Source organism: Sphingobium phenoxybenzoativorans (assembly GCF_018286635.1).
GTDB lineage: Bacteria > Pseudomonadota > Alphaproteobacteria > Sphingomonadales > Sphingomonadaceae > Sphingobium > Sphingobium phenoxybenzoativorans.
Window position 1 is genome coordinate 4,587,680 of sequence record NZ_CP073910.1, and the last position, 12,659, is coordinate 4,600,338.

Here is a 12,659-nt window from a genome sequence, read left to right on the forward strand (position 1 = left end):
CACCGACACGATCATATAGGAGATGGGAAGATGGCCACGAAGGAAGCCGCGATCGCCGAAGGTAAGGCCATCGCTGATTTGCGTGAAACGGAACTGTGGGATCGCGGCAGCGACGCGCTCGAAGTCATGGCCGCGGGCAATGCAGGGTCCGATTTTGTCCAGCGCCGGCTGAAGGAGCTTCGCGCGACGGATGAACAGTTCCGCAACGCCATTCCCGATGCAGAAGTCACGCGGGCGAAGCTCGATCCCAGCCTGGGCCTTGCGCAACTCGTCGCAATGGCGATGCAGGCTTATGCCGATCGTCCGGCCGTGGGGCAAAGGGCGACTCAGTTGGTGCATGACCCGCGCACCGGGCGGACCAGCCGCGAACTGCTCGACCATTATGAAAGCTTCACTTACGCCGATATCTGGGAACGCGCCCGCGCGCTCGCCGCGATGTGGCACCGGGATGAGAAGCGGTCGCTGCGGGCTTATGACAAGCTGTGCGTAATGGCCTTTGCGGGCGTCGACTTCACCATCGCCGACCTAGCGGCAACCCACAACGGAACGGTGGTCGTTCCCATCCAGACCAATGGCGCATTGTCGACGCTTCAGGGCATTGTGCAGGAGGTCGAGCCAAGATGGATGGCGGTCAGCCTGGAAAATCTGAACACGGCCGTCGAACTGGTCCTGACCGCGCACCGCCCCGCCGGCCTGCTGCTGTTCGACTATCATCCCGAAGTCGACAGTGAACGCGAAACCCTTGAAGCTGCGTCAGCCCGGTTGCGGGAGGCTGGTCTCGACGATCTCATCGTCACGATCGACGATGCCTATCGCATTGGCCGCACTGTCGATCCTGCCCCGCTTTTCGCCGAGGAGGATACGCACAAGAAGCTCTGCACAATCTATTACACGTCGGGAAGCACCGGACTGCCCAAGGGGGTGATGTGGCCGGAGATGATGCTGAAGCCGATGTGGCGCATGCATTCGGAAATCCCGTTCTGTTGATTGTCGCTGAGAAGTGACCCGGGGTTTTCATCGAAAAGTGACCCACCTTGCGATTATGGTTTGGGTTTCATCGGTGGGTCAAGATGGGGTTTTCTCCTTCCGGGTTTTTGGCTGATGAGCCGAGCTGTTCTTGAACCGGAAGCTGTCGTTGCCGGTCTCGAGGATGTGGCAGTGATGGGTAAGCCGATCGAGGAGCGCGGTGGTCATCTTTGCATCGCCGAACACGGTGGCCCATTCGCTGAAGCTGAGGTTGGTGGTGATGATGACGCTGGTGCGCTCGTAGAGTTTGCTCAGCAGATGGAACAGCAGTGCGCCGCCCGATGCGCTGAACGGAAGATAGCCAAGCTCGTCGAGGATCACGAGATCGGAGTTGTCATCGGTCGTGCAATTCTCCGCAAAAGTGGGCTTTGAAAATTCCCTAGTTGGTGGCCCCTTCATCTCATTCTGCCGGGGCTAGCCCCGGCAGAATGAGATGAGCCGACATTGTCCTCATCTCCTTTGCAGACGCGGAGACGGGGCCGATGATCCGACTTGGAGAATTGATGATGATCCTCGAACTACATCGGCAGGGTGTATCGATATCCGCCATTGCCCGACGCACTGGTCGCGATCCCAAGACCATCCGAAAATATATCGAACGGGGCATCGAGGCCCCGGTTTACGGCCCTCGCATGCTGGGTCGACCGAACAAACTGGCACCCTATCTGGAATTTTTGCGTGAGCGAGTGACGGCCTTTCCCGATCTGACTGCGGCGCGCCTGACGCGGGAAATCCGTGAGCTGGGATATATGGGCGCCTATACCGCGGTAAAGCGGTTCCTGGCAGCGATCCGGCCGGAAAACGGGCCTAAGCCCTTTGAGGTTCGGTTCGAGACGCCGCCTGGCGTGCAGGCACAGGTCGACTTTGCCCGGTTCGTCGTCGAATTTACCGATGAGCCCGGCGTCAGCCGGATCGTCTGGCTGTTCAGCCTGGTGCTGGGACATTCGCGCTTCCTGTTTGCGCGCTACGTCATGCATCAGGATCTCCAAAGCCTGTTGCGCTGTCATATGCAGGCCTTTGAAGCGCTCGGCGGCGTCCCGATCGAGATCCTCTACGATCGCATGAAAACCGCTGTGACCGGGGAAGATGATCAGGGCCACATCATCTACAATCGATCATTGCTGGCTCTGGCCGGGCATTATCGCTTCGTGCCGCGCGCCTGCCGTCCCTATCGGGCCAAGACCAAGGGAAAGGTCGAGCGGCCATTCAGCTATATCCGCAAGGACTTCTTCCTGGGCCGGAGCTTCCGCAATCTGGACGATCTCAATGTCCAGCTGATCGACTGGCTCGATACCGTCGCCAACGTCCGTGTCCACGGCACGACGCAGCGGATTATTGCTGAAGCCTTCGCCGCCGAGCAGCCTGAGTTGCAGCTGCTCCCGGCGGGCCGCTTTGACGCTGTTCTGAAGCTGGAGCGCCGCGTCAGCCACGATGGGATGGTCTCGGTCGGCGGCAATTACTACAGCGTTCCCGATCGCACCCGGCGCGTCGTCGAAATCCAGCAGTTGCCCGACAAGATCCGGATCGTAGACCTGGGCCAGGTCATTGCCGAGCACCCGGTTCTTGAGGGGCGCCGGCAGTACAGGATCGATCCTGCGCACCGGACAGGCAGCAGCGGCGCCAAGCGCCGTATCCATGGCAAAGAGGTAATCGCCATCGGTCGTGTAGGCGAGCATGTCACCGTGCGCTCCCTGGCCATCTATCAAGCGATCGGCAGCCAACTGGCGCGGGGAGAACGGCCATGAACCATGGGGGTGCCGCATCCCGCGTCGATAATATCCGCCGCAGCCTGGTCCATCTCAAAATGCCACGCGCCCTGGAGATGCTCGACGCCACCCTGCGCGGCATAGAGCAGGGCAAAATCGATGGCATCGAGGCCATCGACATATTGCTGAACGAAGAACTGTCGCTCCGGGAGAACCGCAGGATCAAGGCAGCCCTGCGCATGGCAAGGCTGCCGATCATCAAGACGCTGGACGGATATGACTTCTCCTTCCAGCCATCGCTCGACCGGAACCGCATCCTGGCGCTCGCTGGCCTGGACTTCATCAACCGGGCCGAGGTGGTGCATCTGCTGGGCCCGCCCGGTACCGGGAAAAGCCATATCGCCACGGCCCTTGCCGTCGAGGCCGTGAAGGCGGGCAAGAGCGTCTACTTCATCCCGCTCGCCGATCTGATCGCTTCACTGACCAAGGCTGAACGCGAGGGCACGTTGCGCGAGAAGATCCGCTTCCTATGCCGATCCTCCCTGCTCGTCGTCGACGAGATCGGGTATCTTCCCGTCACGCCCGGCGGCGGCAATCTCTTCTTCCAGCTCGTCAACGCCCGATACGAAAAGGGTGCCATGATCCTGACATCCAACCGCGGCTTCGCCGAATGGGGTGATGTCTTTGGCGATCCGGTGGTGGCCACCGCGCTGCTCGACCGCCTTCTTCACCACGCTGTGGTCGTCCAGATCGAGGGCTCCAGCTATCGCATGCGACAGCACGCCGACCTGCTGCCCGAGCATGCGCGCATGGCACCGTCCATCAACCCACCGCCCTTGCCGAAACGGCGCGGCCGCCCGCCAGCAAAGGAAAAGCCCGATCTCCATCACGGCTGATCACCGACACCAACCCTCCCGCCAAACTAGGGAATTTTAGATGCCCACTTTTGCGGAATCTTCGGTGCCCGTTGACAGGAGTGGATGAGGCGATTGGCGATCTGCCCGGCCTTGCCCTGCGCCTTCTCCTGTTCCAGGGCGTTGACCAGCTCAACCGTAGAGAAGAATCGCACACGCTTACGACGATGCTCGATGGCCTGAACGCCCAGCGCCGTAGCGATATGGGTCTTGCCCGTGCCAGGGCCGCCGACCAGTACGATATTGTCGGCAACGTCGATAAATTCGCAACGGTGAAGCTGGCGGGCCAGTGCTTCGTTGACCTCGCTGCTGGCAAAGTCAAAGCCCGACAGATCGCGATAGGCCGGGAACCGCGCGGCCTTGAGCTGGTAGGATACCGATCGCACCTCCCGTTCGGCAGTCTCTGCCTTTAAAAGCTGGGACAGGATCGGGATGGCCGCATCAAACGCTGGCGCTCTCTGTTCCGTGAGATCGGTGACGGCCTGCGCCATGCCATGCATCTTGAGGCTGCGCAGCATGACGATGATGGCGCCGCTGGCTGGGTCATGACGCATGACGGTTCTCCCTGCGTAGCGTGTCATAGCGCTCCACATTGGCAAGCGGCTCGCTAACCAGCCTCAGTGCCTGTGGCGCCGTGATCGGCGGTGTCGTCAGCGGCTTGCCATCGATCAGCCGGTGCAACAGGTTGATGATATGGGTCTTGGTCGGAACGCTGGCCTCCAGCGCCATCGTGACGGCCGCCAGCACGGCTTGCTCGTCATGATGTAATACCAGTGCGAGGATCTCGACCATCTCCCTATCACCACCGGGGGATCGCAGCAGATGCCTTTGCAACTGCTGGAAGGCGTCGGGCATCTCGAGGAACGGCGCGCCATTGCGCAAGGCTCCAGGCTTGCGCTGGACGACCGCCAGATAGTGCCGCCAGTCATAAACAGTGCGTCCCGGACCATCATGAGATCGCTCGATGATGCGCCGATGCTCGCACAGCACATGACCTTCCGCGACAACGAGGAAGCGATCAGGATAGAGCCGCAAGCTAACAGGACGGTTAGCGAAAGAGGCCGGCACGCTGTAGCGGTTGCGCTCCAGGTGGACCAGGCAAGTTGGCGAGACCCGCTTGCCATACTCGACAAAGCCGTCGAACGGTCTGCCCATCGGCATGAGGCTTGCCACCTCATCGGCCCAGGCATCGGCGACGGAGCCCGGCTCGATCCCGTGCGGGATATCCTGCCACAGCGCCTTGCAGCGCTCCTCCAGCCAGATGTTCAGAGCATCGAGGCTATCGGTCTGAGGAACTGGCTGCCACAGGCGATGCCGTGCATCCTGCACGTTCTTCTCGACCTGACCCTTCTCCCATCCCGCTGCCGGATTACAGAACTCCGCCTCATAGAGATAATGGCTGACCATGGTGAGGAAGCGGGCGTTGACGGTCCGCTCCTTGCCGCGCCCGACCTTGTCGACCGCGGTGCGCATATTATCGTAGATGCCGCGGCGCGGCACCCCGCCCAACACGCGGAACGCGTGATTATGGGCGTCGAACAGCATCTCGTGGGTCTGGAGAAGATAGGCCCGCACAAAGAAGGCCCGGCTGTAGCTCAGCTTAAAGTGCGCCACCTGCAGCTTGGTGCGAACACCATCGATGATCGCCCAGTCCTCGCTCCAGTCAAACTGGAACGCTTCTCCGGGCGCAAACGACAGTGGCACGAACGTACCCTTGCCGCTCATCTGCTGCTGATGGCGATAATCCTCGCGCCAGGCACGCGCAAAGGCCGCGACACGGCCGTAAGACCCATCAAAGCCCAGGCCCACCAGATCGGCATAGAGCTGCTTGATCGTGCGCTTCTGCTTGCGCGATCTACCCATCTCTCGCCTGAGCCAGGCCGTCAACCGCTCGACAAACGGGTCCAGCTTACTCGGCCGCTCGGGCACCTTGAACCGCGGCTCGACTATGTCCGACCGCAGATATTTACGCACAGTGTTACGGGATAGACCGGTGCGCTTGGCAATCTCCCGGATCGATAGATGATCGCGGTAATGCCAGCGCCGGATGACGCTCAATAATGCCATGTCCAACACTCCATGGTCCCCCGCTCTCAAAGCCAGGGACGTGTTCAAACATGGGTCACTTCTCAGCAGAAATTACTGACCTCCCCGGGTCACTTCTCAGCGGCAATCAACACATGAGGCGCTGCGTCAGGAACTGATCCTTCACGTACGGAACAAGGTGCTGGGCGGCCGGTTGCTGAGCTGCAATTTCGGCTCCGCGCCGATCGCGCCGGACCTGCGGGAATTTATTGAAACCTGCATGGGCGTCCCGCTGGACGAATATTTCGCCATTACGGAAACGGTCAGCATCCTGCGCAACGGCCGGGCGATGAAGCCGCCGGTTATCGACATCAAGCTGATCGACGTGCCCGAACTTGGGTATTTCACGACGGACAAGCCGCATCCGCGCGGCGAGATGCTGGTCAAGACCAACAGCCTGATGCTGGGCTATTACAAGCGGCCGGAGGCCACCGAAAAGGCCATCGACAAGGACAATTATTACCACACCGGCGACATCATGGCGGAGGATCAGCCCGGCCATTATGTCTATGTCGACCGGCGCAACAATGTGCAGAAGCTGGCGCAGGGCGAATTTGTCGCGATCTCGCATCTGGAGGGCGTGTTCAACAACGGCCATCCGATCATGAGCCAGGTTTTCCTCTACGGGTCCAGCAGCCGCTCCTACCTTCTGGCGGTGATCGTGCCGAACAGGGCCGTCCTGGACGATATGGGGATTGCGGGCGACGACGCCGCGATCAGGGCAGAAATCCGCAAGGCGCTGCAGGAAATCGCCCGCAATGAAAAGCTGAACGCTTATGAAGTCCCGCGCGATTTCATCCTGGAGCATGAGCCATTTTCAACCACCAACGGCCTGCTGGCGGGCGTCGGCAAATATGCGCGCCCTAATCTGAAGGCGCATTACGGCCCCCGGCTGGAGCAGTTTTATGACGATATCGCCGCCGCACAGGCCGGTGAGCTAAAGGCGCTGCGCAGCCAGGGCCGGGATGCGCCCGTGCTCGAAACCGTCGTCAAGGCCATCCAGGCGACGCTCGGCATCGAGAAGGTGGACCCGTCCAAGCCAGCCAATTTCTCGGAACTGGGCGGGGATTCCCTCTCGGCGCTGACCTGTTCGCTGTTGCTGGAGGAGATATTCGATGTGGAAGTGCCGTCGGATGTGATCAACAATCCGGCGGGCAGCCTTCAGCAGATCGCCGACTATATCACCCGCATGCTCAGCGGCGCGGGAAATCGGGCGACCTTCGCGTCGGTTCATGGCCGGGGCGCGACCGAAATCGCCGCCAGCGACCTGAAGCTGGAAAAGTTCATCGATGCCGAAACGCTGGCTGGCGCTGGCGCCATCGCCCCGCCCAGCGACAATCCGCAATGCATATTGATCACTGGCGCCAACGGTTATCTGGGGCGATTCCTGTGCCTTGAATGGCTGGAGCGGATGGCTGCGGCCGGTGGCCGCGTAATCTCCATCGTGCGCGGACGCGATAATGAAGCGGCGCGCAAACGCCTTGCGGCCGCCTATGAAAGCGACCCGGATCTGAAACGGCATTTCGACACGCTCGCCGCGGGCCGGCTGGAAGTGATTGCCGGCGATCTGGCCGAACCGCGCCTTGGACTTGGCGATCCCGACTGGAGCCGGCTTGCCGATACGGTCGATCTGATTGTCCATCCGGGGGCGCTGGTGAACCATGTGCTTCCCTATGCGCAGATGTTCGCGGCGAATGTCGCGGGCACGGCGGAGCTGATCCGTCTGGCCGTCACCGGGCGGATGAAGCCCATTCACAATGTGTCGACACAGGTCGTGGCCGCAATGCCCGGCGGAAGCATGCTTGCCGAAGATGCCGATGTCCGCGCGGCGACGCCGGTTCGGACGCTCAATTCCGAAGCCTATGCCGATGGCTATAATCACAGCAAATGGGCGGGCGAAGTGCTGTTGCGTGAGGCGCATGACGCGCTGGGCCTGCCCGTCGCCGTGTTCCGCTCCGACATGATCATGGCGCACAGCCGCTACAGGGGGCAGCTCAATGCCTCCGATCTGCTGACCCGCCTGTTCCTCAGCGTCGCGCTAACGGGGTTGGTGCCGCGCAGCTTCTACCGCGCCAGTGAAACCAAGGCGCATTTCGACGGCCTGCCCGTCGATTTCATCGCCAAGTCGATTGCCGCGATCGGCCCGGAGTCAACGCAGGGGTACAGGACCTTCCACGTCGCCAATGCGCATGATGACGGCATCTCGCTCGACACATTCATGGACTGGATTGCCGAGGCCGGTCATCCGGTCGTGCGGGTCGATGGCCATGAGGAATGGTATCACCGGTTCGAAACCGCGCTGAAGGCGTTGCCGGAGGACAAGCGGGCGCATAGCTCCATCCCGCTGCTGCAATTGTTGCGGGAGCCGCTGCCAGCCGCATCCGGCTCGGACATTCCCTCCGGCAGATTTACCGACGCAGTGCGCAAGGCGGATCAGGATGTTCCGCATCTGTCGCAGGCGCTGATCCGCAAATATCTGGACGATCTGCATGCGCTGAACATCCTGTAAGCCGGGCGGTGGCTGGAGGGGGCCGGATGTAACGCCGGAACGGAAAACCGGGCGGACGCCCGGCCTCCGCAGCGCCCAACGCAAGCCGGCGATCTCGCCGATCGCACCACAGGTTGCCGCGATCGGCGGCATGGGGGAGCTATGACCTGTCATATGGACAAATTGTCCATCAATCGTTCCGTTAAAGGCGCGGATGGATTTCCGGTCTTTGCATAAAATCCCGATTTTTTGCGAAAATTTGAGGATATCTTGGCCGCATCGATAATAATAATTGACCTACAATATTGGATAGGCTTACCTAAAGCCTCAACGCTCCAGGAGGGCAGCGGGGTTCCGGCAAGGGCTGTTTCGACAAGGCATGCCGGGACAGCGCGAGAGGCCTGGCGCTGAAAATGTCGATGCTTGGATGCTGCATATGTTTCTGCGGTGAGGCGGCCGGGAGGGCCGGCAATTCCGCCGAGAATTGATCCGCGCCATGTGGGCCGCGGATAGCTTGGAACGGCCCTGCCCATGTTTCCGGGCAGATTTCGGTCGCGTCACGCCCCGGCAAAAGGGGCGGGCGCGCAATCCACAAATACTCTGGGAGGGGTAAGCGATGTTTTGCAAATTTCTGAGTTCATCCGCAATCCTGGCCGTATCGGCGCTTGGCGCTGGCGCGGCCAATGCGCAGGAAACGGGACAGGACGCCACGGTGCCACAGGCCGCATCTTCCCAACCCGATGAGGGACAATCCGCCCGGATCGAGGATATCATCGTGACGGCGCAACGCCGTGCGGAATCCGCGCAGTCAGTGCCTATCTCGCTGCAAAGCTTCAACAGCAAGGCGCTGGAAAGCGCGGCGGTGGAGAGCACCGAGGAACTGACCAATATCGTCGGCGGCCTGATGATCCAGCCGACGGCCGCGCGGCCGATGGTATTCCTGCGCGGGATCGGGTCGAACAGCTCGAACTCGACGCCCGCCGTCACGACCTTCATTGACGGCGTGTATCAACCGTTCGGCAATTCGACCGACCTTGCCAACATCTCCAGCGTTGAAATCCTGAAGGGACCGCAGGGCACCCTGTTCGGCCGCAATTCAACCGGCGGCGTCATTCAGATCACGACGACGCCGCCGAGCGAGACGCGCGCGGCGCGCGTGGAGTTCGGCTATGGGAATTACGACACGGTGGATGCGAACGCCTATATTACGGGCGGACTGGCCACGGGCGTCGCGATGGACCTCTCCCTGCGCTACAGCGACCAGGGCGACGGGTATGGCACCAACATCTTCAACGGCGACGACGTATTTCTGGCCAAGAAATTCGCCGCGCGCTCCCGTTTGCGGGCGGAGCTTTCCGATGTCAGCACCCTGACCCTTGCGGGCGATTATAGCCAGGTCAGCGGCACCGTGGGAACGAACATCAACCCCGCAGCGGGATATGGCTTCCTGTTTGTCGGCGGCGCGATCCAGCGGGCCGGTTCGCCCTTCTTCCCGAACACCTACGACATCAACGCCGGACCGATCACGCCCTATTTCAAGGCCAAGGAATGGGGGGCGTCCCTGTCTTTCGAAACGGAATTTTCGGACCTCACCTTCCGCAATATCACTGCCTACAGGCGGGGTGAGGAGCATGCGCGGATCGACCCGGATGGTTCGCCCGGTCCGTTCGCCAATCTGAGCATCGATCGCGAGCCGCGCACGGCCTTCACCCAGGAATTGCAGCTTCTGTCCAATTCCAGCGGGCCGCTGACATGGGTCGTCGGCGCATTCTATTACCGCAGCAAGGCAGTGATGGAGCCGTTCCGGGTCAATACGAACGCCGCCTATGCGAAGGACTGGACGGAATCGATCGCCAGCTATGCGCAGGCGTCCTACGAAATCCTGCCCAGCACCAAGCTGACGCTCGGCGGCCGCTACACTGTCGAAACGCGCAAGATTGACGGCTTCGTGCAAAGCAACGGCGTCACCATTCCGGCGCTGACCGGGACGCTCAAGCTGAAATATAAGGAGCCGACATGGCGCGTCGCGCTCGATCATAACATCAACGACAATGTGCTGCTCTACGCCTCCACGTCGCGCGGCTTCAATGGCGGCTTCTTCAACCAGTCGAACCTCGCCGGCTTCGCCAACACCACGCAGAATCCAGAGGTTCAGCCGGAATTTCTGACGGCCTACGAAGTGGGCACGAAGATGGACCTCCTCGACCGCAGGCTGCGCGTGAACGTCTCCGCCTTCCTGTATGATTACAAGAATGTGCAGCAGCAGATTTATTCGACCACCGGGACGATCACCGTCAATGCGGGCGACGTGCGCCTGAAGGGGATCGATTTTGAATTTACCGCCAAGCCGGTCCGCTCGCTGACGCTATCCCTCTCGGGCACCTATATTCACTCGCGATACACGGATTACCCGGCCGCGCCGGATTATCTGCTGCGCCCGAACGGGGCTATTTCGGCCACCAGTTTCATCGATGCGTCGGGCAATGTGGCGTTGAACACGCCGGAATGGAGCTAAACCGCCGCCGCCTCGCATGATCTGGAGACGGGGATCGGCACCTTCACGACTTCGGCGAACCTCAACTACCGGGGCAAGACCTTTGTCGATGCAGCAAACCACTACACGCTGCCGACGCGCTATGTCCTCAATGTCACCGAACGCTGGACGTCGACCGATCAGCATCTGTTTATCACCGCCTGGGCGAAGAACCTGCTGAACAAGAATTATGATTATTCGATCAACATCACCAACGTCATCGGCCTCGCCGGACAGAAGGCGCCGCCGCGCACTTACGGCATGACGGTGGGGTACACATTTTGACATTCCGCAAATGCAGCCAAGCTGTGAGCGCATATTGATGACGAAAGACGATCTGGAGAAGCTGCAATGAAGATGTCCGGCAATACCATTCTGATTACCGGAGGCGGGTCGGGAATCGGCCGGGCGCTCGCCCATCGCCTGCATGACATGGGCAATCATGTGATCGTGGCGGGCCGGAAGCTGGGCGCGCTGGAACAGACGATCGCCGGACGCGAACGGATGGCGGCGATCACCCTCGATGTTGAGGACTCCGCCGCGATCAAGGCGTTCGCCGCGCAGGTGAAGGCGGAGCATCCGGGACTGAACATCCTGATCAACAATGCCGGGATCATGCGGCCGGAAAATCTGACCGCCGCCCGCGATCTGAGCGATGCCGAGGCGACCGTCGTCACCAACCTGCTGGGGCCGATCCGCTTGACCGATGCGTTCATCGATCATCTTGCGGCGCAGGAGGATGCGGTCATCGTCAATGTCTCCTCCGCCCTCGCCTTCGTTCCCCTGCCCGCCACGCCGACCTATTCAGCGACCAAGGCGGCCATCCATTTCTACACGCTGGCGCTGCGCCAGCAATTGAAGGGCAAGGTCGAGGTGATCGAGCTGGTGCCGCCGGGCGTGCAGACCGAATTGCAGCCGGGCCAGTCAAAGCAGGAGGGCTTCCTGCCGCTCGACGCCTTTATAGACGAGGTGCTCGGCCTGCTGCAGCGCCAGCCCACGCCCGCGGAAATATGTGTGGAGCGCGCCGGCTTCCTGCGGAATGCGGAGGCCGAGGGCCGTTTCGACAAGACATTGGAGATGCTGAGCGCATTGTGACCGGACAATGCGGGGAGGAGTGGGCACAGTAAAGATCTTTGCCCTTCACGCTATGTAAAACAATAGTGTTTGCCGGATAAGTGAAATATGGAGAGCGGTGTCTGCGTGGATTTCAACCGCAATAAATGTTAATTCAATACTATTGCTAGATTTAGCGAAAGGAGAGCGGATATGGACCGCAAACTTACCACGATGGGTGAGGTGAACCAGAAATTCAATATTCAGGGCATAAACCATGTCGCCCTGGTCTGTCAGGACATGCAAAAGACCGTTGATTTTTATCACGGCATACTTGGGATGCCGATCATCAAGACATATGAGATCGGCCCCAATGGCAAATTCGGGCAGCATTTCTTCTTCGACATCGGCGGCGGTTCGCTCGCCTTTTTCTGGTTCCCAGATGCGCCCGCGGGCATATCGGGCATAACCTCGGTTCCCAGCCCGATGGGGCAGGGAAAGCTGACCATGACCGCGCTCGGCACGATGAATCATATCGCGCTCAACGTCGATGCGGACATGCTTGACGAGTATCGGGAAAAGCTGGAGGCGGCCGGCGTCGAATGCTCACCGGTCATCCACCATAATGACGTGGCGCCCAGCACCGGCCCGAACGCGCTCCAATATGTTCACGAAACCAACTGGGTCAGCGGCTTCTATTTTCTGGACCCCAACGGCATCCAGATCGAACTGGCCGGTTTCACCCGGCAGTTCAACGAGACCGATGTCCTGTCCACTCCGGCAAAGGCCGAGGATGCGGCTAGCTGGGCCGATAAGCGCGAAACGCTGACGACCTGACATCCGCCAGGCTGGAG

General features: G+C 60.7%; 8 protein-coding genes and 2 pseudogenes. 7 read left to right on the forward strand and 3 right to left on the reverse strand.

The features are described 5' to 3' along the window. The first annotated feature begins 30 nt into the window (after positions 1 to 30). Positions 31 to 987 carry an AMP-binding protein gene (locus KFK14_RS22750; RefSeq protein WP_212609249.1) on the forward strand — a complete coding sequence of 319 codons (957 nt, stop codon included), beginning with the start codon at positions 31 to 33 and terminating at the stop codon, positions 985 to 987. Between the two features lie 78 nt (positions 988 to 1,065). Here the strand turns inward: KFK14_RS22750 and KFK14_RS22755 are convergent. Continuing rightward, positions 1,066 to 1,356: pseudogene (locus tag KFK14_RS22755) on the reverse strand (ATP-binding protein); the annotation flags it as partial. Between the two features lie 152 nt (positions 1,357 to 1,508). Between KFK14_RS22755 and istA (KFK14_RS22760) the strand changes: the two are divergent. After that, positions 1,509 to 2,771, forward strand: a complete 1,263-nt coding sequence (gene istA, locus KFK14_RS22760) for an IS21 family transposase (RefSeq protein ID WP_127692189.1) — start codon at positions 1,509 to 1,511, stop codon at positions 2,769 to 2,771. Further along, a complete protein-coding gene (gene istB / locus KFK14_RS22765) occupies positions 2,768 to 3,628 on the forward strand; it encodes an IS21-like element helper ATPase IstB (protein ID WP_212608798.1) in 861 nt (286 codons plus the stop codon). The genes istA (KFK14_RS22760) and istB overlap by 4 nt, the downstream gene beginning before the upstream one ends. A gap of 77 nt (positions 3,629 to 3,705) precedes the next feature. On the opposite strand, the pseudogene KFK14_RS22770 reads toward istB, so the two are convergent. After that, positions 3,706 to 4,200 (reverse strand): annotated as a pseudogene (locus KFK14_RS22770) (ATP-binding protein); the annotation flags it as partial. Then, positions 4,190 to 5,713, reverse strand: coding sequence for an IS21 family transposase (gene istA / locus KFK14_RS22775; protein WP_212611267.1), 1,524 nt, complete (start codon positions 5,711 to 5,713; stop codon positions 4,190 to 4,192). The pseudogene KFK14_RS22770 and the gene istA (KFK14_RS22775), both read right to left, overlap by 11 nt. A 157-nt stretch (positions 5,714 to 5,870) precedes the next feature. Here istA (KFK14_RS22775) and KFK14_RS22780 point away from each other — a divergent pair, with 157 nt between their 5' ends. The 4 genes from KFK14_RS22780 (at position 5,871) to KFK14_RS22800 (ending at position 12,642) form a co-directional block, all read left to right on the forward strand. After that, entirely contained in the window at positions 5,871 to 8,240 is a 2,370-nt protein-coding gene (locus KFK14_RS22780) for a thioester reductase domain-containing protein (RefSeq protein ID WP_212609250.1), read from the forward strand. Between the two features lie 595 nt (positions 8,241 to 8,835). Further along, positions 8,836 to 10,734, forward strand: coding sequence for a TonB-dependent receptor (locus tag KFK14_RS22785; RefSeq protein WP_212609251.1), 1,899 nt, complete (start codon positions 8,836 to 8,838; stop codon positions 10,732 to 10,734). Positions 10,735 to 11,103: 369 nt separating this feature from the next. Then, positions 11,104 to 11,847 carry an SDR family oxidoreductase gene (locus KFK14_RS22795; protein WP_212609252.1) on the forward strand — a complete coding sequence of 248 codons (744 nt, stop codon included), beginning with the start codon at positions 11,104 to 11,106 and terminating at the stop codon, positions 11,845 to 11,847. A 171-nt stretch (positions 11,848 to 12,018) separates the two neighbouring features. Then, entirely contained in the window at positions 12,019 to 12,642 is a 624-nt protein-coding gene (locus KFK14_RS22800; RefSeq protein ID WP_212609253.1) for a VOC family protein, read from the forward strand. Positions 12,643 to 12,659: the final 17 nt, after the last annotated feature.